This window comes from Streptomyces sp. NPDC052682, assembly GCF_040678435.1.
In the GTDB taxonomy this organism is placed as follows: Bacteria; Actinomycetota; Actinomycetes; order Streptomycetales; family Streptomycetaceae; genus Streptomyces.
Genome location: NZ_JBFATS010000016.1, coordinates 23,465 through 44,092 on the forward strand (window position 1 = coordinate 23,465; position 20,628 = coordinate 44,092).

Annotated in this window: 21 protein-coding genes; 14 read left to right on the forward strand and 7 right to left on the reverse strand. The window is 73.3% G+C overall.

Translation table 11 applies throughout. The features are described from left to right. The first annotated feature begins 122 nt into the window (after positions 1 to 122). From ald to AB0K80_RS24240, 9 genes are all read left to right on the forward strand, one after another. Positions 123 to 1,247, forward strand: coding sequence for an alanine dehydrogenase (gene ald / locus AB0K80_RS24200; protein WP_365672932.1), 1,125 nt, complete (start codon positions 123 to 125; stop codon positions 1,245 to 1,247). A gap of 370 nt (positions 1,248 to 1,617) precedes the next feature. Continuing rightward, positions 1,618 to 2,796 (forward strand): ParA family protein, encoded by a 1,179-nt coding sequence (locus AB0K80_RS24205; protein WP_365672934.1) that lies wholly within the window; start codon positions 1,618 to 1,620, stop codon positions 2,794 to 2,796. Further along, on the forward strand, positions 2,781 to 3,383 hold the full coding sequence (locus tag AB0K80_RS24210; protein ID WP_365672936.1) for a hypothetical protein: 603 nt from the start codon (positions 2,781 to 2,783) through the stop codon (positions 3,381 to 3,383). Before AB0K80_RS24205 ends, AB0K80_RS24210 begins: the two co-directional genes overlap by 16 nt. 474 nt (positions 3,384 to 3,857) lie before the next feature. Next, a complete protein-coding gene (locus AB0K80_RS24215) occupies positions 3,858 to 4,892 on the forward strand; it encodes a segregation/condensation protein A (protein WP_365673207.1) in 1,035 nt (344 codons plus the stop codon). Beyond that, positions 4,889 to 5,578, forward strand: coding sequence for an SMC-Scp complex subunit ScpB (scpB, locus tag AB0K80_RS24220; RefSeq protein ID WP_365672938.1), 690 nt, complete (start codon positions 4,889 to 4,891; stop codon positions 5,576 to 5,578). Before AB0K80_RS24215 ends, scpB begins: the two co-directional genes overlap by 4 nt. After that, positions 5,578 to 6,642, forward strand: a complete 1,065-nt coding sequence (locus tag AB0K80_RS24225) for a pseudouridine synthase (protein WP_365672940.1) — start codon at positions 5,578 to 5,580, stop codon at positions 6,640 to 6,642. Before scpB ends, AB0K80_RS24225 begins: the two co-directional genes overlap by 1 nt. A gap of 73 nt (positions 6,643 to 6,715) precedes the next feature. Next, positions 6,716 to 7,444 carry an NUDIX domain-containing protein gene (locus AB0K80_RS24230; RefSeq protein ID WP_365672943.1) on the forward strand — a complete coding sequence of 243 codons (729 nt, stop codon included), beginning with the start codon at positions 6,716 to 6,718 and terminating at the stop codon, positions 7,442 to 7,444. After that, the gene (locus AB0K80_RS24235) at positions 7,441 to 8,460 is read left to right on the forward strand and encodes an ADP-ribosylglycohydrolase family protein (protein WP_365672945.1); all 1,020 of its coding nucleotides are present in this window, start codon (positions 7,441 to 7,443) and stop codon (positions 8,458 to 8,460) included. Before AB0K80_RS24230 ends, AB0K80_RS24235 begins: the two co-directional genes overlap by 4 nt. A gap of 3 nt (positions 8,461 to 8,463) precedes the next feature. Next, positions 8,464 to 9,216, forward strand: a complete 753-nt coding sequence (locus AB0K80_RS24240) for a nucleotidyltransferase domain-containing protein (protein ID WP_365672947.1) — start codon at positions 8,464 to 8,466, stop codon at positions 9,214 to 9,216. On the opposite strand, the gene AB0K80_RS24245 is transcribed toward AB0K80_RS24240, so the two are convergent. Both AB0K80_RS24245 and AB0K80_RS24250 read right to left on the reverse strand, forming a co-directional pair. Next, entirely contained in the window at positions 9,142 to 9,918 is a 777-nt protein-coding gene (locus AB0K80_RS24245; RefSeq protein WP_365672949.1) for a nucleotidyltransferase domain-containing protein, read from the reverse strand. The genes AB0K80_RS24240 and AB0K80_RS24245 overlap by 75 nt on opposite strands. Positions 9,919 to 9,940: 22 nt before the next feature. After that, positions 9,941 to 10,378 (reverse strand): Rieske (2Fe-2S) protein, encoded by a 438-nt coding sequence (locus tag AB0K80_RS24250; RefSeq protein WP_365672951.1) that lies wholly within the window; start codon positions 10,376 to 10,378, stop codon positions 9,941 to 9,943. Positions 10,379 to 10,532: 154 nt separating this feature from the next. Between AB0K80_RS24250 and aroH the strand changes: the two genes are divergently transcribed. From aroH to der, 5 genes are all read left to right on the forward strand, one after another. After that, the gene (gene aroH / locus AB0K80_RS24255; protein WP_365672953.1) at positions 10,533 to 10,895 is read left to right on the forward strand and encodes a chorismate mutase; all 363 of its coding nucleotides are present in this window, start codon (positions 10,533 to 10,535) and stop codon (positions 10,893 to 10,895) included. After that, a complete protein-coding gene (locus AB0K80_RS24260) occupies positions 10,892 to 11,977 on the forward strand; it encodes a prephenate dehydrogenase (protein ID WP_365672955.1) in 1,086 nt (361 codons plus the stop codon). The genes aroH and AB0K80_RS24260 overlap by 4 nt, the downstream gene beginning before the upstream one ends. A 106-nt stretch (positions 11,978 to 12,083) precedes the next feature. Further along, complete coding sequence (cmk, locus tag AB0K80_RS24265) at positions 12,084 to 12,764, forward strand: (d)CMP kinase (protein WP_365672957.1); 681 nt, start codon at positions 12,084 to 12,086, stop codon at positions 12,762 to 12,764. Then, positions 12,722 to 13,435 carry a lysophospholipid acyltransferase family protein gene (locus tag AB0K80_RS24270; protein ID WP_365672959.1) on the forward strand — a complete coding sequence of 238 codons (714 nt, stop codon included), beginning with the start codon at positions 12,722 to 12,724 and terminating at the stop codon, positions 13,433 to 13,435. The genes cmk and AB0K80_RS24270 overlap by 43 nt, the downstream gene beginning before the upstream one ends. A gap of 57 nt (positions 13,436 to 13,492) precedes the next feature. After that, entirely contained in the window at positions 13,493 to 14,974 is a 1,482-nt protein-coding gene (gene der, locus AB0K80_RS24275) for a ribosome biogenesis GTPase Der (protein WP_365672961.1), read from the forward strand. A gap of 50 nt (positions 14,975 to 15,024) precedes the next feature. On the opposite strand, the gene AB0K80_RS24280 is transcribed toward der, so the two are convergent. The 5 genes from AB0K80_RS24280 to AB0K80_RS24300 all read right to left on the reverse strand — a co-directional run bounded on the left by AB0K80_RS24280 (position 15,025) and on the right by AB0K80_RS24300 (position 20,468). Beyond that, complete coding sequence (locus tag AB0K80_RS24280; RefSeq protein ID WP_365672962.1) at positions 15,025 to 15,426, reverse strand: hypothetical protein; 402 nt, start codon at positions 15,424 to 15,426, stop codon at positions 15,025 to 15,027. 90 nt (positions 15,427 to 15,516) lie between these two features. Continuing rightward, positions 15,517 to 16,299, reverse strand: coding sequence for a hypothetical protein (locus AB0K80_RS24285; RefSeq protein ID WP_365672964.1), 783 nt, complete (start codon positions 16,297 to 16,299; stop codon positions 15,517 to 15,519). A gap of 331 nt (positions 16,300 to 16,630) precedes the next feature. After that, positions 16,631 to 17,278, reverse strand: a complete 648-nt coding sequence (locus tag AB0K80_RS24290; RefSeq protein ID WP_365672966.1) for an ATP-binding cassette domain-containing protein — start codon at positions 17,276 to 17,278, stop codon at positions 16,631 to 16,633. Further along, a complete protein-coding gene (locus tag AB0K80_RS24295; protein ID WP_365672967.1) occupies positions 17,275 to 19,992 on the reverse strand; it encodes a branched-chain amino acid ABC transporter permease/ATP-binding protein in 2,718 nt (905 codons plus the stop codon). The genes AB0K80_RS24290 and AB0K80_RS24295 overlap by 4 nt, the downstream gene beginning before the upstream one ends. Beyond that, a complete protein-coding gene (locus AB0K80_RS24300; protein ID WP_365672968.1) occupies positions 19,992 to 20,468 on the reverse strand; it encodes a hypothetical protein in 477 nt (158 codons plus the stop codon). The genes AB0K80_RS24295 and AB0K80_RS24300 overlap by 1 nt, the downstream gene beginning before the upstream one ends. Positions 20,469 to 20,628: the final 160 nt, after the last annotated feature.

Below are 20,628 nucleotides of genomic sequence, written 5' to 3' on the forward strand. Positions count from 1 at the left end.
AGACAGCGGGAACACCTTCATTAGACTGGCTCTGCCGCACGTTCTCCTGCGGTCTCTCCCGGTGTGCCCACGTGTGCCCGGGTATGTCTAGTAATAGCCCCATACCCTCTGAGCCAAGGACCGTGATCGACGTGAAGGTCGGCATTCCCCGCGAGGTCAAGAACAACGAGTTCCGGGTGGCCATCACCCCCGCCGGTGTGCACGAGCTGGTGCGGCACGGCCACCAGGTGGTCATCGAGCGCGGCGCCGGGCTCGGCTCGTCGATCACGGACGACGAGTACGTTGCCGCCGGCGCCGAGATCCTGGACACGGCGGACGAGGTGTGGGCCGGCGCCGACCTGCTGCTGAAGGTCAAGGAGCCCATCGCTGAGGAGTACCACCGCCTGCGCAAGGACCAGACGCTCTTCACCTACCTGCACCTGGCCGCCTCCAAGGAGTGCACGGACGCCCTGCTGGAGTCCGGCACCACCGCCATCGCCTACGAGACGGTCGAGCTGCCCAACCGGGCGCTGCCGCTGCTCGCCCCCATGTCCGAGGTCGCGGGCCGGCTGGCCCCGCAGGTCGGCGCCTACCACCTGATGCGCGCCAACGGCGGCCGCGGCGTGCTCCCCGGCGGTGTCCCGGGCGTGCTGGCCGGCCGGGCCGTCGTGATCGGCGGCGGTGTCTCCGGCTGGAACGCCGCGCAGATCGCCATCGGCATGGGCTTCCACGTGACCCTGCTCGACAAGGACATCAACAAGCTCCGCGAGGCCGACCGGATCTTCGGTACGAAGATCCAGACCGTGATGTCCAACGCCTTCGAGCTGGAGAAGGCGTGCCTGGAGGCCGACCTGGTCATCGGCGCGGTCCTGATCCCCGGCGCGAAGGCGCCGAAGCTGGTCACCAACGAGCTGGTCTCCCGGATGAAGCCGGGGAGTGTCCTTGTCGACATCGCGATCGACCAGGGCGGCTGCTTCGAGGACTCCCGTCCGACCACCCACGCCGAGCCGACCTTCAAGGTCCACGACTCGGTCTTCTACTGCGTGGCCAACATGCCCGGCGCGGTGCCCAACACCTCGACGTACGCGCTGACCAACGCCACGCTGCCCTACATCGTCGAGCTGGCCGACCACGGCTGGGCCGAGGCGCTGCGCCGCGACCCCGCGCTGGCCAAGGGTCTCAACACCCATGACGGCAAGGTCGTTTACCGCGAGGTCGCCGAGGCGCACGGCCTGGAGCACGTGGAGCTCACCTCGCTGCTGAGCTGACCGGTGACCGGACCGGTGGGATCAAGTCATCTGTAGGTAAAAGGCGATTCGTCAACAAGGGTCGTCAACGCCGCGCACCCGGCCGGACCTTGTCGAGAAGGTCCGGCCGGATGTGTGTATGGTCACTTCGCACCGCTCGGGCAACTCGCCTCGAACGCAACCCTTCCACCGATTCGCACACCGGTGAAACCCACCGTGCGACGGCCGTACGCCCTTGACAGCGGGATGTTTCATTGCCGACACATCGGGCCGGGTCCGGCGGATTGTGTTGCTGCGGACCGCCGACACGCCATAGAGTCGCCAACCGTCGGCATGGTGCCACGCTGACCTGTCTAGAAGTTTCCTGGTCACCAAGGAGGTAAGACGACTTGTGAATGAGTCGACATTTTCTCCCGGGGGTGGTCAACCAGGAACGCCTGCACGGGGCCAGGGTCCCGCGGGGTTCGAGGCTGTCGGCTCCGTCGCTGTGCGCACCTTCGCAGCCCACCAGAGTCGCCAGAGCCCAGGGGTGACTCACTCAGCACACCAGAGCATGGATGGCCATCACGTGAACGCCATGGCCGGCGACGGAAGTGGCGCGCCCCACAACCACTTCGCCGACTACGACGAACTGCCCGAGGGGCACTTCTACGACCCCGACGCGGAGTACGAGCCCGACCCGGAGTACGCGGCCACGCTCGCGCCCGACGCGGCCCGGCAGCGCCGCGAGCGCATCGGCCCGACCGGGCGCCCGCTGCCGTACTTCCCGATCCCGGGGCCGCTGACCGACCACGGACCCGCGAAGATCATCGCGATGTGCAACCAGAAGGGCGGCGTCGGCAAGACGACGTCGGCCATCAACCTGGGGGCCGCGCTCGCGGAGTACGGACGCCGTGTCCTCCTCGTGGACTTCGACCCGCAGGGCGCGCTGTCGGTCGGACTCGGCGTCAACCCGATGGAACTCGACCTCACCGTCTACAACCTGCTCATGGAGCGGGGCATGTCGGCCGACGAGGTGCTGCTGAAGACGGCGGTCCCCAACATGGACCTGCTGCCCAGCAACATCGACCTGTCGGCGGCCGAGGTGCAGCTGGTCTCCGAGGTCGCCCGCGAGTCCTCGCTCGCGCGCGCCCTGAAGCCGCTGCTGCCCGACTACGACTACATCGTGATCGACTGCCAGCCCTCGCTCGGCCTGCTCACGGTCAACGCGCTGACGGCCGCGCACAAGGTGATCGTGCCGCTGGAGTGCGAGTTCTTCGCACTGCGCGGGGTGGCGCTGCTGACCGAGACCATCGAGAAGGTGCAGGAGCGGCTCAACCCGGAGCTGGAGCTCGACGGGATCCTCGCCACGATGTACGACTCGCGCACGGTGCACAGCCGTGAGGTGCTCGCGCGAGTGGTCGAGGCGTTCGACGACCACGTCTACCACACGGTCATCGGGCGCACGGTCCGCTTCCCGGAGACCACGGTCGCCGGTGAGCCGATCACCACGTACGCCTCCAACTCCGTCGGTGCCGCCGCCTACCGCCAGCTCGCCAGGGAGGTGCTCGCCCGGTGTCACGCCGAGTGAGTCTGCCGGGGGCCGACGAACTCTTCCGTACGACAGGGGGAACGGCGCTCCAGCCGTCCACGCCCAGGCGCCAGGCCAACGGCGACGCCCGGGTGCCCGCTCCGGCCGGGGAGGGCGACGCGGCGGCGCTGGAGGACGCACCGCAGTCGGTGCCCGCGCAGGGCGGTGACGGGGAGGGCGCCGAGCACGTGGCGGCGGACGCGGACTCCGTCGAGGCCGGCGAGTCCCGCAGCCGGACCGCGTCCGTGCCGCTTCCCGCCGGGGAGCGCGCCGGGCGGCGTCAGACGGCGCAGGAAGGTTCTGCCGCGACGGTGGGTGCGTCCGGTGCCGCGGCCGCCCCGCGCAAGCGCGGACGGGCCGCCACGCGCCGGCCCAGCGGCCGTGAGCGGCACGACGAGAAGATCACCGTGTACGTGTCCGCCGAGGAGCTCATGGACCTCGAGCATGCCCGTCTCGTGCTCCGCGGCGAGCACGGTCTGGCCGTCGACCGCGGCCGGATCGTCCGCGAGGCGGTCGCCGTGGTCCTCGCCGACCTGGAGACCCGCGGGGACGCCAGCATCCTCGTACGCAGGCTGCGCGGACGGTAGCGGTAGCCTGCGGGGGCTATGACCTCGAACGGCTCCCCTGTCCCCCCGCCCGGCCCGCCCGGCCGTCGGCGTGCGCTGGGCCGGGGGCCGGGCGCACCGCGGTTCGAGCCGACCGTGCCCGCCGGGGAGCCGGTCGCGGAGCCCTCGCCCCGGTCCCCGGCTCCGGCTGACGTGCACCGGTCCGACGATGACAGGGCTGAGCGGACTGCGGTGGCTCCGCCCGCCGGGGAGCCGGGGGTGGAGCCCTCGCCGCGGTCCTCGACTTCGGCTGACGTGCACCCGGCCCAGGATGACCGGGCAACGCGGCCGGACGCCGCGCCTCAGCCCGCGCCTTCGGCCGGCACGCACCGGGCCGACGATGACCGGGCTGAGCGGACTGCGGTGGCTCCGCCCGCCGGGGGCGCGGCCGAGGAGCCAGGGGCTGACCGGGTGGATGCCGGGGTGCGTGAGGCCGGGCGGCCTGAGGGCGAGGGGTTGGAGCAGGCCGCGTCGGGGACCACTTCCGGGGGCTGTGACAGAGGGCAGGGGCCTGCCTCTGCTGAGGGGGAGGCCCCGCAGGAAAGGTCTGAGCCGGCTGCGCTGCCCGCCGGGGCGGACCGACCCGCTCAGGCCGGGCAAGAGGCCTCTCACGGCCGGCCCGAGGCGGGCAGCGGAGCCCGGGCAGCCGGCGGCGAGGGCGACGGGGCGGGGGAGGCGGACGACGGTGGCTTCAAGGTGCGGCTCTCCAATTTCGAGGGCCCCTTCGACCTGCTGCTCCAACTGATCTCCAAGCACAAGCTGGACGTCACCGAGGTCGCCCTGTCCAAGGTCACCGACGAGTTCATGGCGTACATCCGGGGCATGGGACCGGACTGGGACCTGGACGAGACGACCGAGTTCCTCGTCGTCGCCGCCACGCTGCTCGACCTCAAGGCGGCCCGGCTGCTGCCCGCGGCCGAGGTGGAGGACGAGGCCGACCTGGCCCTCCTGGAGGCCCGGGACCTGCTGTTCGCGCGGCTGCTGCAGTACCGGGCGTACAAGCAGATCGCGGAGATCTTCAGCGGGCGGCTCGACGACGAGGCCCGGCGCTATCCGCGGACCGTGGGGCTGGAGCCCGAGCACGCCGAGCTGCTGCCCGAGGTCGTCATCAGCATCGGGCCGGAAGGATTCGCCAGGCTCGCCGTGAAGGCGATGCAGCCCAAGCCCAAGCCGCAGGTGTACGTCGACCACATCCACGCGCCGCTGGTGAGTGTGCAGGAGCAGGCCGGGATCGTCGTCGCACGGCTGCGGGAACTCGGCGAGGCCAGCTTCCGGACGCTGGTGGAGGACACCGACGACACCCTCACCGTCGTCGCCCGGTTCCTCGCGCTGCTGGAGCTGTACCGCGAGAAGGCCGTGGCACTGGAGCAGCAGACCGCGCTCGGCGAGCTGCTGGTGCGCTGGACCGGCGGCGACGGGGACGAGACGCCGACGGTCACCGACGAGTTCGACCGGCCGCCCGAGCAGCCGAAGGAGGAGAAGACGGCGTGAGCGAGGACACCACCGGCCTGCCGGCCGGGCTGCGCGGCGTCGCGGACCTCGACCTCAAGCCCGCCCTCGAGGCGATGCTCATGGTCGTGGACGAGCCCGCCACCGAGGAGCACCTGGCGAAGATACTGGAGCGGCCCAGGCGGCAGGTCGCGGACGCGTTGCGCGAACTGGCCGACGAGTACACCGTCCAGGGGCGCGGCTTCGAGCTGCGGTTCGTCGCCGGCGGCTGGCGTTTCTACACCCGGCCCGCGTACGCCCCGGCCGTGGAGAAGCTGGTCCTGGACGGGCAGACGGCCCGCCTCACCCAGGCCGCGCTGGAGACGCTGGCCGTGGTCGCCTACCGTCAGCCGGTCAGCCGCAGCCGCGTCTCCGCCGTGCGCGGGGTCAACTGCGACGGCGTCATGCGCACCCTCCTGCAGCGGGGGCTCGTCGAGGAGGCGGGCACGGAACCCGAAACAGGTGCGATCCTGTACAGGACGACGAACTACTTCCTGGAGCGGATGGGCCTGCGCGGTCTGGACGAGCTCCCGGAGCTCGCGCCCTTCCTCCCGGAGGCGGAGGCGATCGAGGCCGAGACCCAGGAGGGCGTACCGTCGTTCGATCCGGACGCCCCCGATGACGGCGGGCCGGGCAGCACCCCGGTGACCCGGGGAACCGACGACGTAGACGACCAGACGGAACTTTGATGCGAAGCAGCGGCAGGAACGGCGGACACGGCGGGCGCGGGAACTACCGCGGCGCCGGCAACAACAGGGACGACAAGCAGGGGCAGGGCCGCCCCCGCAAGCCCCGCCCCGAGGAGCGCCGCTACGACGTGGGCCCCGGGGCGACGAAGGACGGCCCCAAGGCGGGACGCGGCGGCGCCGCGCGCGGCGGGACCAAGGGCGGGCCGAAGAAGCCCCAGCCGCGCGGGCGTACGGCCCCGGCGCGGCCCCGCGAGTACGAGGCGCAGATCGAGGAGCGCAACCGGGAGCGGTACGCGGGCAAGAAGGACGTCAAGCTGCCCAAGACCTTCCCCGGCGCCGAGCAGGAGGGCGAGCGGCTCCAGAAGGTCCTCGCGCGCGCGGGCTACGGCTCCCGGCGCGCCTGCGAGGAGCTGATCGAGCAGGCCCGTGTCGAGGTCAACGGCGAGATCGTCACCGAGCAGGGCAAGCGGGTCGACCCGGAGAAGGACGAGATCAAGGTCGACGGGCTGACCGTCGCCACCCAGCGCTACCAGTTCTTCGCGCTGAACAAGCCCGCCGGGGTGGTCTCCACGATGGAGGACCCCGAGGGACGGCAGTGCCTCGGCGACTACGTCACCAACCGCGAGACCCGGCTCTTCCACGTCGGCCGCCTCGACACGGAGACCGAGGGCGTCATCCTGCTCACCAACCACGGCGAGCTGGCGCACCGGCTGACGCACCCCAAGTACGGCGTGCGCAAGACCTACCTCGCGCACATCGTCGGCCCCATCCCGCGCGACCTGGGCAAGAAGCTCAAGGACGGCATCCAGCTGGACGACGGGTACGCCCGCGCGGACCACTTCCGGGTCGTCGAGCAGACCGGCAAGAACTACCTCGTCGAGGTCACCCTGCACGAGGGCCGCAAGCACATCGTGCGCCGCATGCTCGCGGCAGCCGGTTTCCCCGTCGACAAGCTGGTGCGCACCGCCTTCGGCCCGATCACTCTCGGCGACCAGAAGTCCGGCTGGCTGCGGCGGCTGTCCAACACCGAGGTCGGCATGCTGATGAAGGAAGTCGACCTGTAGGCGCGCCGACGGTCTTGTGAGTGACCCGCACCCCCTTTTATAGTCGTCCTGACCATAAAAGGGGGTGCGCGTCATGGACGGCAACGACGGCTACGACAAGTACGCCCACGAGCCCTTCGCCGTCACCGTGGACCTGGCCGTGTTCACGCTGCGCGCGGGCGCCCTGCACGTCCTGCTCGTCGAGCGCGGGCAGGAGCCGTACGCGGGCCACTGGGCGCTGCCCGGCGGGTTCCTGCACCCGGACGAGTCCGCCGAGACGGCCGCCCGGCGCGAACTCGCCGAGGAGACCGGCCTGTCCGACGTCTCGGGCCTGCACCTGGAGCAGCTGCGGACCTACAGCGACCCCGGCCGCGACCCCCGGATGCGGGTCGTCTCCGTCGCCTTCACCGCGCTGCTGCCCGACGCTCCGCAGGCGCAGGGCGGCAGCGACGCGGCGCAGGCCCGCTGGGTGCCGTACGACACGGCGGGTCCCCTCGCCTTCGACCACGACCGGATCCTGGCCGACGCCCACGAACGCATCGGCGCCCAGCTGGAGCACACCTGCCTCGCCACCGCCTTCTGCCCGCCCGAGTTCACCCTCGGCGAGCTGCAACAGGTCTACGAGGCGGTGTGGGGCGCCACCCTGGACCGGCCCAACTTCCGGCGCAAGGTGCTCGCCACCCCCGGCTTCGTCGAGCCCGTTCCCGGCGCCGCGCGCCTGACCGGCGGCCGGGGCAAACCCGCCGCGCTGTACCGCGCGGGCACCGCCACCGCCCTGCACCCCCCTGTGCTCAGACCCACCCGGGAAGGACGCCCCGCATGACCACCACCGTCAGGAAGCAGGCCGCCACAGGCGCGCTCACCGGACTCGCCCTCGGGGACGCGCTCGGGTATCCGACCGAGTTCAAGGACGTGCCGGCGATCCTCGCCACGTACGGGCCGTGGCGGCAGATGCGGCTGCCGGAGCCGGCGCTCGTCACCGACGACACCCAGATGACACTGGCGCTGGGGCGGGGCCTGCGGACGGCGATGGACCGGGGCGTGCTGGAGCCCGAGGGGATGGCACAGGCCGTACGGCAGGAGTTCATCGCCTGGAACCGCTCCCCGGAGAACAACCGGGCCCCGGGCAACACCTGCATCCGGGCCTGCGTCCTGCTGGAACAGGCCGACCGCCCCTGGCAGGACGCCAGCCAGATCCACTCCAAGGGCTGCGGCGCCAACATGCGCGTCGCGCCCCTGGGCCTGATCCCCGGTCTGAGCGACGAACAGCGCGCGGGCGCCGCCCAGTTGCAGTCCGCCCTCACCCACGGCCACCCCACCGCCCTCGCCGCCTCCGACCTGACCGCGCACGCCGTACGGCTCCTCGCGCAGGGGGCCGAGCCGACCGGGCTGGTCGGGCTGCTGCGGTCGTACGCCCTGGAGAACCGCAGCCGCTACCACCACCGCTGGCTGGGCGACCTGTGGACCCGCGCCGGGGACCCGACGCCGGAGCGGTTCATCGCCCGGGGCTGGGACGAGTGCCTGGCGATGCTCGACCGGCTCCGGCAGGCCGTGCGGACCGTCTCCCCCGAGAGCGACCCGTGCCTGGCCACCGGCGAGGGCTGGATCGCGGAGGAGGCCCTGGCGACCGGGCTGCTGTGCTTCCTGCTGTTCGTCGACGAACCGCTCACCGCGCTGCGCCGGGCCGCCTGCACCGTGGGCGACTCCGACTCGATCGCCTGCCTGGCCGGCGCCTTCGCGGGCGCGTACCTCGGCGCGGACGCCTGGCCGGCGCAGTGGGCGGACCGCGTCGAGCACCGGGGCGACCTCGTGGCCCTCGGGGCGCTCTGGGACGCTTGAGCGGTGATCGGCACCCTGGACATCGACCTGACGCCCGTGGTGGCCGAACAGCCCGACCCGGTGCTGTTCGCCACCGTCTCCGGAGCCCACCTCTACGGCTTCCCGTCCCGCGACTCCGACGTGGACCTGCGGGGCGTGCACCTGCTGCCCGCCGCCGACGTGGTCGGCCTGCGCGAGCCGGAGGAGACACGGTCGCGGATGTGGCTGCGGGACGGCGTCGAGATGGACCTGGTCACGCACGACCTGCGCAAGTTCGTCCGGCTGATGCTGCGCCGCAACGGCTATGTGCTGGAGCAGCTGCTGTCCCCGCTGGTCGTGCACACCACCGACATCCACCGGGAACTCGCCGCGCTCGCGCCGGGCGTGCTCACCCGCCACCACGCCCACCACTACCGGGGCTTCGCGACCACCCAGTGGCGGCTGTTCGAGAAGACCGGCGAACTCAAGCCGCTGCTGTACACCTTCCGGGTGCTGCTCACCGGCATCCACCTGATGCGCGGCGGCGAGGTGCAGGCCCATCTGCCCACCCTGCTCGGGGAGGTCGACGACGCGCCCGGCTACCTGCCCGAGCTGATCGCCGCGAAGACGGAGCGGGAGCACGGGGCGGCGGACGTCGACCACGCGCGCGTACGGGCCGACGTGGCGCGGCTGCACGGCGTGCTGGACGAGGCCCAGCAGGCCTCACGGCTGCCGGAGACGCCCACCGCGTACGACGCCCTGCACGACCTCGTCGTCCGCGTCCGTCTGGAGCGCTGAGGCGCGCCGGACGCGGATCAGGAAGTCCTCCACGCGCCGCCGGTCCGGCCGGTCCGGGAGCGGGCTGCGTGAGGCGGCCTCCTCGGCCTCCCGCGCCAGGCGGGTCATCCAGGAGTCGACCCGGGGCCAGGGGACCTCGCCGCGCCGCACCGCGAGCAGCGGCTCGCGCCGGTCGCCGACGTCGAGGGTGAGCGTGCCGGTGCGCAGCAGGTCGCGGGCGGTCATCAGCAGCCGCAGCAGGTGCATGGCGTGCTTCCAGCGCGGGGCGCCGTGGTTGCGCAGGTCCGCCTCCAGCTTGCGGCGCTGGCCGTGGGCGTACCGGGTGAACGTCTCTTGGACCTGGCGGGAGAGGAACGCCTCGCGCAGGGCGAGCAGTTCACGGCCGGTGTCGTCGGCGTACTCCACGAGCGGGGAGTGCAGGCACTCCAGGATGTTCGGGTTGGCGCGCAGGGCCAGCTCGCAGAAGCGTTCCAGCTCCCAGCTGAACTGCTCCTCGGCCGGGCCGTCGACGTGCGTGGGCGGCTTGGTGAAGCCCCAGAACAGACGCGTGGGGGCGAGGAACACGCCCCGCCGGTCGGTGTCGCTGGCGTCCGTCGCCAGGCCGAAGGCGCGCGAGCCCATCACACAGGCGTAGACGGTGTGGTCGCGTACCAGCGTCTCGGGGGTGGGCACGGGCGTGGGCTCGGGGCTCGCGGGGCGCATGGCCGGGAGCGTACGCGGGACCTCACGCCAGGCGGATCGAATTTCCCCGCACCGTGATCTTCTCCTCGGGCAGCGGTCTGGTCGCCGGTCCCCGGGCCACCGCCCCGTCGGCGATGCGGAACCGGCTGCCGTGGCAGGTGCAGTTGATCGTGCCGTCGCCGACGGTCGCCAGCAGGCAGGCCTGGTGGGTGCAGATCGCCGAGAAGGCCTTGAACTCGCCCTGCTCCGGCTGGGTCACCACGACCTTCTCGTCGGGGAAGATCCTGCCGCCGCCGACCGGGATGTCGCCGGTGCCGGCCAGCTCCCGGCCCCCGGTGGTTCCCGGGGTGCCCGACGAGTCCCCGTTCCCTGTGCCGTTCCCGTTGCCGTTGCCGTCCCCGCCGCAGCCCGCGGTCAGGGCCGCCGCGCCTGCCGCGCCTGCCGCGAGGAGAACCGTACGTCGCGTCGCGCTGTGGGTCATGTCGTGCATCTTTACACGTATCCCCCCGAAACGGGCCGTCCGGCAGCCCGTGGTCCGCCCCGTCTCAGCGGGCGGGCACCTGCGACGGGGCAGGCCGCGCTGACTAGGCTGGACGCACCAGCGAGACACCCGCACATCAGCAAGGAGCAGCGCCGTGGCGGTACGAGCGGTCCGGGGGGCCGTCCAACTGGAGCGTGACGAGGCCGGCCACATGGACGAGCAGGTCGGAGCCCTGCTCACCGCCCTCCTGGAGCGCAACGGCCTGACCCACGACGACCTGATCAGCATCTGGTTCACCGCCACGCCCGACCTGCACAGCGACTTCCCGGCCGCCGCCGCCCGCAAGATCGGCATCGTCGACGTCCCGCTGATCTGCGCCCAGGAACTCGACGTGGAGGGCGCCATGCCCCGGGTCGTGCGGGTCCTCGCGCACATCGAGTCCGACCGGCCCCGCTCCGACCTCGCGCACGTCTACCTCGGCGCCGCGGCCGCCCTGCGCAAGGACATCGCCCAGTGAGAACCGCACTCGTCATCGGCACCGGCCTCATCGGCACGTCCGCCGCCCTCGCGCTCACCCAGCGCGGTGTCGTCGTCCACCTCGCCGACCACGACCCGGAGCAGGCCCGTACGGCGGCCGCGCTCGGCGCCGGCACCGACGAGGCGCCCGACGCTCCCGTGGACCTCGCGCTCGTCGCCGCCCCGCCCGCGTACGTGGCCGACGTGCTGGCCGACGCCATGCGCCGGGGCGTGGCGCGCGGCTACGCCGACGTGGCCAGCGTCAAGGGCGGGCCGCGCCGGGAGCTTCAGGCCCGGGGCCTGGACCTGTCGTCGTACATCGGCACGCACCCCATGTCCGGCCGGGAGAAGTCCGGGCCGCTGGCCGCCACCGGCGACCTCTTCGAGGGGCGGCCCTGGGTGCTCACCCCCACCCGGGACACCGACACCGAGGTGCTCAACCTCGCCCTGGAGCTGGTCTCCCACTGCCGTGCCGTGCCGGTCGTCATGGACGCCGACGCCCACGACCGTGCCGTCGCCCTCGTCTCCCACATGCCCCACCTGGTCTCCAGCATGGTCGCCGCGCGCCTGGAGCACGCCGAGGAGGCGGCCGTACGGCTGTGCGGGCAGGGCATCCGGGACGTGACCCGGATCGCCGCCTCCGACCCGGGCATGTGGATCGACATCCTGTCCGCCAACCCCGGGCCGGTCGCCGACCTGCTCACCGATGTCGCCGCCGACCTGGAGGAGACGGTACGGGCGCTGCGCGCCCTACAGTCGTCCGACGAGGACAAGCGGCGCGAGGGTGCCGCCGGCATCGAGGACGTGCTGCGGCGCGGCAACGCGGGCCAGGTGCGGGTCCCCGGCAAGCACGGCTCCGCCCCGCGGGCCTACGAGGTCGTGGCGGTCCTCATCGACGACCAGCCGGGTCAGCTGGCCCGCATCTTCGCCGACGCGGGGGCGGCCGGGGTCAACATCGAGGACGTCCGCATCGAGCACGCCACGGGGCAGCAGGCGGGTCTGGTCCAGCTCATGGTCGAGCCCAAGGCGGTGCCGGTGCTGACCGGGGCGCTGCGGGAGCGGGGGTGGACCATCCGGCAGTAGGGTGCCGCCCCGGGCTGGGCCGATCGGGGGACGTGCACCCAGTAACCTTGTGCAGGGCAGTCGCGCCCCCACTCCCCGCCCGTCAGGTCCAGGAAGGTACCCCACTGTGGAAAGCGCCACGCCAGTGATTGTCGCCATCGACGGCCCCGCCGGCACGGGCAAGTCGAGCACGTCGAAGGCCGTGGCGGCCCAGCTCGGCCTGAGCTACCTGGACACCGGCGCCCAGTACCGGGCGATCACCTGGTGGATGGTGAACAACGGCATCGACATCGACGACCCCGCCGCGATCGCCGCCGCGGCCGGCAAGCCCGACATCGTCTCCGGCACCGACCCGGAGAACCCGGCCATCACGGTCGACGGCGTGGACGTCTCCGGCCCGATCCGTACCCAGGAGGTCTCCTCCAAGGTCAGCGCGGTCAGCGCGGTGCCCGAGGTGCGCGCCCGGATCACCGAGCTGCAGCGCTCCATCGCGGCCTCCGCCGAGCACGGCATCGTCGTCGAGGGCCGCGACATCGGCACCACCGTGCTGCCCGACGCCGACCTGAAGATCTTCCTCACCGCCTCCCCGGAGGCGCGCGCCGCCCGCCGCAGCGGCGAACTGAAGGGCGCCGACGTGCACACCACCCGCGAGGCGCTGCTGAAGCGGGACGCGGCCGACTCCAGCCGCAAGACCTCGCCGCTCGCCAAGGCGGACGACGCCGTCGAGGTGGACACCACCGACCTCACCCTCGCGCAGGTCATCGAGTGCGTCGTCACCCTCGTCGAGGAGAAGCGAGCCGGGAAGTGAGCCTCCCCTCCCAGAGCCTTCCCTCCGAGAAGGGCGCCGAGATCGGGCGGCGCATCGGCGTCGGCCTGATGTACGGGCTGTGGAAGCCGCGGGTGCTCGGCGCCTGGAAGGTGCCCGCGACCGGCCCGCTGATCCTCGCCGTCAACCACTCGCACAACATCGACGGCCCGATGGTCATGGGCGTGGCGCCCCGGCCGACGCACTTCCTGATCAAGAAAGAGGCGTTTATCGGGCCGCTCGACCCGTTCCTGACCGGCATCGGCCAGCTGAAGGTGGACCGCGAGACCACCGACCGCACGGCGATCACCCGGGCGCTCGGGATACTGGAGAACGGCGGTGTGCTCGGGATCTTCCCCGAGGGCACCCGCGGCGAGGGTGACTTCGCCTCGCTGCGCGCCGGGCTCGCCTACTTCGCCGTCCGCAGCGGCGCGCCGATCGTCCCGGTCGCCGTGCTGGGAAGTTCCGACCGGCGCGGACGGTTGGTCAAGGGGCTGCCCCCGCTGCGCTCGCGCATCGACGTCGTCTTCGGGGAGCCCTTCGAGGCGGGCGACGGCAGCGGACGGCGCACCCGCAAGGCGCTGGACGAGGCGACCGAGCGCATCCAGAAGCAGCTCACCGCGCACCTGGAAAACGCCAGGCGCCTGACCGGGCGCCGGGCGACACTTGAGTAGTGGATCACCCGGCACGGGAGCTCCACCGATCACCACGATGAACGAGGTACGGACTTCATGAACGACCACATCCACTCCGATGGCTCGGGCGGGGCCCATGACCACGGAGAGCTTGGCGATGCCGAGTACGCGGAGTTCATGGAGCTCGCCGCGGAAGAGGGCTTCGACCTCGAGGACGTCGAGGGCGCCATCGAGGCGGCCGGACACGGCCCGCTGCCGGTGGTCGCCGTCGTCGGCCGCCCCAATGTCGGCAAGTCGACCCTGGTGAACCGCATCATCGGCCGCCGTGAGGCGGTCGTCGAGGACAAGCCGGGCGTCACCCGCGACCGTGTCACCTACGAGGCCGAGTGGGCGGGCCGCCGCTTCAAGGTCGTCGACACCGGCGGCTGGGAGCAGGACGTCCTCGGCATCGACGCCTCCGTCGCCGCGCAGGCCGAGTACGCCATCGAGGCCGCCGACGCGGTCGTCTTCGTCGTCGACGCCAAGGTCGGCGCCACCGACACCGACGAGGCGGTCGTACGGCTGCTGCGCAAGGCGGGCAAGCCGGTCGTGCTGTGCGCCAACAAGGTGGACGGCCCCAGCGGTGAGGCCGACGCGGCCTACCTGTGGTCCCTCGGACTCGGCGAGCCCTACCCGGTCTCCGCGCTCCACGGCCGCGGCACCGGCGACATGCTCGACCAGGTCCTCGAGGTCCTGCCCGAGGCGCCCCGCGAGACCTTCGGCGGCACCGGCGTCGGCGGTCCGCGCCGCGTCGCCCTCATCGGCCGCCCGAACGTCGGCAAGTCCTCGCTGCTGAACAAGGTGGCCGGCGAGGAGCGCGTCGTCGTCAACGAACTCGCGGGCACCACCCGCGACCCGGTCGACGAGCTGATCGAACTGGGCGGCAAGACCTGGAAGTTCGTCGACACGGCCGGTATCCGCAAGCGCGTCCACCTCCAGCAGGGCGCCGACTACTACGCCTCGCTGCGTACCGCCGCCGCGGTGGAGAAGGCCGAGGTGGCGGTCGTGCTGATCGACGCCGCCGAGTCGATCTCCGTCCAGGACCAGCGCATCATCACCATGGCCGTCGAGGCCGGACGCGCGCTCGTCCTCGCCCTCAACAAGTGGGACACCCTCGACGAGGAGCGCCGCTTCTACCTGGAGCGGGAGATCGAGACCGAGCTCGGCCAGGTGGCGTGGGCGCCCCGCGTGAACGTCTCGGCGCGCACCGGCCGGCACGTGGAGAAGCTGGTCCCGGCGATCGAGACGGCCCTGGCGGGCTGGGAGACCCGTGTCCCGACGGGCCGGCTGAACGCCTTCCTCGGCGAACTGGTCGCCGCCCACCCGCACCCGATCCGGGGCGGCAAGCAGCCGCGCATCCTGTTCGGCACGCAGGCGGGCACCAAGCCCCCGCGGTTCGTGCTGTTCGCCTCCGGCTTCATCGAGGCGGGCTACCGGCGCTTCATCGAGCGCCGGCTGCGGGAGGAGTTCGGCTTCGAGGGGACGCCGATCCACATCTCGGTGCGGGTGCGCGAGAAGCGCGGCGCGAAGAAGAAGTGACGGCACAAGGGGTGGCCCCGTGGGGGCCACCCCTTGTGTGTGCCGACCGGTCAGTGGCCGCCGCGCCGGGCCGGCGGCAACGCGGGCGGGACGTGGTGCATCCGGCTGTCCTGCGGATCGAGGGTCCCGACCCGCTGCCACTGCGGCTGGTGCCCGGTGCCGTGCCGGGCGCTGTGCGCTCCCGCGCTGTAGGCGCTGTACGAGCCGCCGTACGTCCCCGAGCTGTGACCGCCGTACGAGCCCGTACTGTGCGGGATGTTCCCGAAGGCGGTGAAGCCCAGCTTCTCCTCGCCGCTGCGGTCACCCGGCAGCGCGCGGAAGGACTTGACGTACTCGGCGTAGAGCGCGTCGTAGATCGGCGTGGCCGAGGGGCCGCCCTGGTTGTCCTGGGCCGGCCGGGCGGAAGGCACCGGCACAAAGGACTGGCGGCGGGGAACGTCGTATGCGTGCACGTATGTCCAAACGATCCCCTGCGCGAAGAGATGCGGTCCGGCGGCCCCCTATGGGGGCGAGGGCTGTGACAGCCCGGGCGGCGGGCGCTCTCAGGTGCCCGCGAGCGGCAGGGCCGCCCCCACCAGCTGACCGTTCGCCGCCGCCTTGTCCAGCGCGTCGCGCAGCAGGTCCTCACGCGGCTGACGCCCGATCGACCCCACCGGCGCGGCGAACATCAGCACCTGGTGGTGCTTGTTCGCCGCCGTGCGCCAGCCGTCCGTCACCTGGAGCGGCTGGTGCGCCTGCCACCAGGCCACCGGCCGGCCGCCATTCGTCCCCGGCTGGAGCACGGCGTGCAGCTGGCCCACGGCGAGCAGCACCGACCAGCCGTGCAGTACCGGCGGTACGGCGGACAGCTCGCTGATCGGCATGAACCCCTGCTCGATCAGCAGCGGCAGGAAGTCGTCGCCGCCGCCGGTCGCGCCCGGCCGCGCGATGGGCGAGGTCGGCTCGACGACCAGCGCCGGGTGCAGCTCGCCGCCGATCAGCACGAGCCCGCTGGTCACCCCGAGCACGGCCTGCTCGGGCGCGACCTTCTCGGGCTCCGGGGCGGCGGTGTCGCCGGAGATCGACCGCACGGCGCCCTGGAGCTGCTCCTCGGTGACCTGGACGACCTGCGAGGGCAGACAGCCGGCGTGGGCGAACGCGAGGACGGCGGTCTCGTCCCCGATGAACAGCACGGTGCTGGTGCGCTCCTGCTCGGAGTCGCCCGGAGTGCGGCAGGACGTGCAGTCGTAACTGCCCGGGGCGGTCTCTCCGGTGAGCAGGCGGTCGGCTTCTTCGTCGCCGATCTCGGCGCGTACCTCGTCGCTGACGTCGAGCATGCGCGGCACGGGTGGCTCCCTCGGGATGCGGTGCGTGACAAGGCCGGGTGGCCCCGGCCCCTGATCCGGGTGGGTCCCCGGCTCATGAAGAAGACAACGGCCGATCTGTGGCGGGAGTCACGCCCCACGGCGAACGGAATCGCACCATCCCGCGCGCGGGCTCACGCCGGCCGCGTCATCCGGCATTCGAGCTCAACTCGACGGGTGAGCAGCGGTGTTGGGTGAGCGAAGTGAGTCGGGGATCACGAGATGTACGGGTCGACAAATCCGGAAATCGGCGAATGAAGTGGGTGTCCGGAAATCGTCGATACCCGCGGTCATGACATCGCCGACGCGTCCGTCAGTCCCGGCGTCCGAGTTCGCCCGCCTCACCCGCGAACACGACCGTCCCGCGGTGCAGTTCGTAGACGAGGGCCGTACGGCCGCGCAGGGCGGGCGGCAGCCGCTGTTCGGCGACGACCACGCACGCGCCGAGCCCGCCCAGCACCTCATAGGTGCGGGCGGCGACCGCGGGCGACATGCCCTGCGCGGGCTCGTCGGCCAGCACCACGCGCGCGCGTGCCAGCAGCGCCCGGGACAGGGCCAGCATCCGCTGCTCGCCGCCGGAGAGGGTGCCGGCGCGGCGCTCCAGCAGGGGCCGCAGCTGCGGATAGGCCTCCAGGGCGGGGCCGTGCTCGGCAGCGGCGAGGTCCAGGTTCTCCCGGACGGTCAGGGAGCCGAACACGGCCTGCCGCTCCGGCACCAGGCACAGCCCGCGCCGGGCCCGCTGGTACGCCGGTACACGCGTCACGTCGGCGCCGTCCCACAGCACCGCGCCGCCGGACAGCGGCACGGTCCCGGCCAGTGCGCGCAGGGCGGTGGTGCGGCCGGAGCCGTTGCGGCCCAGCAGCACGGTGAGCCCGGGGCCCGGGGCGGCCAGGGTGACGCCGTGCAGGGCCTCCAGCGGGCCGTAGCGCACGCGCGCGTGGCGCAGGGCGATGACCGTCATGGCCCGGCCGCCGTACCGAGGGCGTCCAGGACGCTGCCGGGCGGGCCGGAGGCGACGATCCGTCCGGCCGTCATCACGTGCGCGACATCGGCGAGGCCGGCGACCAGGTCGAGGTCGTGCTCGACGACCAGCAGGGCCGTGCCGTCGGCGGCCAGGGCCTTCAGCACCCGGGCCAGCGCGGCCACTTCGGCGGTGTCGAGCCCGGCGGCGGGCTCGTCGAGCAGCAGCACGCGCGGGCCGCCCGCCAGGGCCCGGGCCAGCTCGACGCGGCGCAGGGTGCCGGTGGGCAGCCCGGCGGCGGGCCGGGCCCGTACCGGCCCGTCGAGCCCGAGCAGCCGCAGCGTCCGCTCCACGGCGGCCGGGTCGCCCACCCGGCCCTGCTCGGCGCCCACCCGCACGTTGTCGGCGACCGTCAGCGTCGGGAACACGGCCAGCTGCTGGAAGGTCCGGGCGATGCCCAGCCGCGTACGGGCGTGCGCGGGCAGCCGTGTGATGTCCCGGCCGCCGAGGAGCACCTGTCCGCGCTCGGGCCGCAGCGTTCCGGCCAGACAGTGGAACAGCGTGCTCTTGCCCGCGCCGTTGGGCCCGACGACCGCGACGACCCGCCCGGGCGGCAGGAGGAGATCCACACCGTCGAGAGCGGTGAACCCGCCGTAGCGGACCCGCAGACCGCGGGCGGTCAGGACGGGCGAGGGCGGGGAGCGGCGGGCGCTGCCGACCGCGGTGGCCGGGGAAGGCGGGGGAGTGCGGCCGGGCCGGGCAGGACCGGGCCGGGGCCCCCGGGCCTCGGCGTGCCGCCGCTGCCCGCGGCCCACCGCCGTCACCCCCGTGACCGCGGACCGGTGCGCCGGCCCGGACCGCTCGTGCCGGAGCCGGTCGCGCACCCGGGCCCCCAGCGGTGTGAGCTGCTCCCCGCGCCGGGGCCGGAGCCGGCGGGCCGCCGTGCGCAGCGCCTCGTAGGGACCTTCGGGCAGGCGTCCCACCAGCAGGGCCAGGACGCCGATCACCGCCGCCGCCACACCGCCGCGCGCCCCCGCGTCCAGGCCGACCAGGAGAGCCGCCGCGGCCAGCGCGCCCAAGGTGCTGTCGGCGCCCAGGACCACGACGGCCGCGAACCACAGCAGGCCGCGCACGGGGTCGTACGCGGCGGGATCGAAGGCGCGCAGGCCCATGCCGAGCATGCCGCCGCCCAGGGCGGCCAGCGCGGCGCCCGAGACGAAGGCGAGCAGCTTCAGGGAGGGCACCGGCACGCCCGCCGCCTGCGCCCCCGCCTCGTGGTCCCGCAGGGCGGCCAGGGCCCGGCCGGTGCGGCCCCGGCGCAGGGCCCGCGCCGCCGGCAGGGCGCCCGCCAGCAGCACCAGCTCCAGGACGTAGTAGGCGCGGTCCCCGTCGAAGCCCGCCGGGCGGCCGAGCGACAGCCCGGCCGTGGCGTACGGCTGGGCGAAGACGAAACGGCTCACCCCGACGCCGACCGCGAAGGTCGCCAGCGCCAGCGCCAGGCCCTGGCGGCCGATCGCCGGCCAGCCGGTCAGCACGCCCAGCGGAGCGACCAGCAGCACCGCCACCGCCAGGGCGGCCAGTTCCGGCAGGCGGGGCAGGCCGGGGAAGCGGCCCGCCGCGAGCAGGGCCGTGAACAGGGCGCCCAGACCCGCGTACGCGGCCTGCCCGAGGGAGATCTGCCCGCCCCGGCCCATGACGACCACCAGCGACAAAAGGATCACGCCCAGCGCGGGCACCTGCACCGAGGTGTGCAGGTCACGACCGGCGAACCCCAGCGGCAGCAGGAACAGCACCACGGCCACGATCCAGGTGCCCGGCGGGAGCGGCACGCGCGCGCCGGCCGTGCGCGGCAGCGCGTCGCGGGCGCCGACGCCGGGCAGCACCAGGGCCGCGACCAGCAGCGCCACGACGAACAGGTTCGCGCCGACCGCCTGGAGCAGCGGCTCGGCCCACCCGGACGGGTGCAGGCGGGTGAGCTGGCTCTGCGCGACCCCGATGCCCAGCGCCACGGCCACCGCCACGGGCAGGCTGCGCATCCGGGCGGCCACCGCGACCGCCACCACCTCCATCACGAGCAGCGGAAGGCCGTACGGGTCCAGCCGTACGTACGGTGCCAGCAGGACGCCCGTCAGGCCCGCCGTGCACGAGCCGAACGCCCAGCCTGCCGCCGCGACCCGGTCCGCGTCGATGCCGCAGAGCACGGCCAGCTGCCGGTCGTCGACCACCGCCCGCAGCCGGCGCCCGAACCGCGTCCAGCGGATCGTCGCCGAGACCCCCGCGGCCAGCACCAGCACCACCGCGAGCTGTCCCCACGGCTCGTCCGGCACCAGCCGCGGCGCGTCGTCCCGTGCCCCCGGCCCCCACAGCAGCGCCGCCCCGCCCACCAGCAGCACGAACACCCCGAGGGACGCCACCAGCGTCTGCGCCGGATCGCCGCCGAGGACGGACAGCGGGCGGAAGACGAACCGTTCCAGCAGCACGCCCAGGCCGGGCGCCAGCACCAGCAGCGTCACCGTGGCCGCCGCCCACAGCGGCCAGCGCCACTCGACCACGCACTGCCGCAGCGCGTACGCGCACACCATGGCGATCGCGCCGTGCGCGAAGTTCAGCACCCCCGTCGCGCGGTAGGTCACGATCAGGCCGATCCCGGTGAGCGCGGCGGCGCTGCCGACCGACAGGCCGGCCAGGGTCAGGTCGTACGTCAGGGACGACATCAGTCGGTTTCTTCGGCGGGCTCACAGATCGGGCAGGGGCCGAGCTCGCCGCTCGCCACCAGCGTGGAGTCCACCGGCACCGCCTCCGCCTTCCCGGCGACCAGCGGGCAGTCCGCGCGGTGCCACAGCGTGCCGCCCGGCACCATCAGCATCTCTCCGCTGACCGCGACGGGCGCGCCGGCCGGCTGCCCGGTCCGGCCGGTGCCGTCCGGTTCGGCCGCGACCAGCAGGTCGTACAGCCGCTGCACGCGCTCGGCGGCCACGGCGTCCCGGCCGTGGGCGAGCAGCACCGCCCCGGCGACGATCAGGGCGGCGCCGGGAACCGTGCAGGAGGCCAGGTAGGGCAGCTGCCGTGCGGCGTACCGCTCACCGGAGACGCCGTACCAGCCGAGGACGCACAGCACGGCGCCGGCGGCCAGCGCGACCCAGCCGGCCCAGAGGACGGGGTGCGCACCGCGCAGTCGGGCTGTCCGCATCGCTGGCTCCCACACGTAGGTGTCTGTGCACGTGCCTGCCTGCCACTGACGGCCTCCGGACGCCGCTTTCCGAGCCGCCCGTTGGCTTGCACTATGCCCTGTGTGAGCTGACCCTGAAAGCACCGGGCGCACATGGCCCGGACCGACACCCGGTGGTGAG

Excerpts from the sequence above, each read along its gene's own strand:
- AB0K80_RS24245 (WP_365672949.1), bottom strand. The coding sequence starts at position 9,918 with ATGCGCCCCGCGAGCCCCGAGCCCACGCCCGTGCCCACCCCCGAGACG.
- der (WP_365672961.1), top strand. The coding sequence starts at position 13,493 with ATGAACGACCACATCCACTCCGATGGCTCGGGCGGGGCCCATGACCAC.
- AB0K80_RS24235 (WP_365672945.1), top strand. The coding sequence starts at position 7,441 with ATGACCACCACCGTCAGGAAGCAGGCCGCCACAGGCGCGCTCACCGGA.
- AB0K80_RS24290 (WP_365672966.1), bottom strand. The coding sequence starts at position 17,278 with ATGACGGTCATCGCCCTGCGCCACGCGCGCGTGCGCTACGGCCCGCTG.
- AB0K80_RS24230 (WP_365672943.1), top strand. The coding sequence starts at position 6,716 with ATGGACGGCAACGACGGCTACGACAAGTACGCCCACGAGCCCTTCGCC.
- AB0K80_RS24295 (WP_365672967.1), bottom strand. The coding sequence starts at position 19,992 with ATGTCGTCCCTGACGTACGACCTGACCCTGGCCGGCCTGTCGGTCGGC.
- AB0K80_RS24225 (WP_365672940.1), top strand. The coding sequence starts at position 5,578 with ATGCGAAGCAGCGGCAGGAACGGCGGACACGGCGGGCGCGGGAACTAC.
- AB0K80_RS24300 (WP_365672968.1), bottom strand. The coding sequence starts at position 20,468 with ATGCGGACAGCCCGACTGCGCGGTGCGCACCCCGTCCTCTGGGCCGGC.
- AB0K80_RS24250 (WP_365672951.1), bottom strand. The coding sequence starts at position 10,378 with ATGACCCACAGCGCGACGCGACGTACGGTTCTCCTCGCGGCAGGCGCG.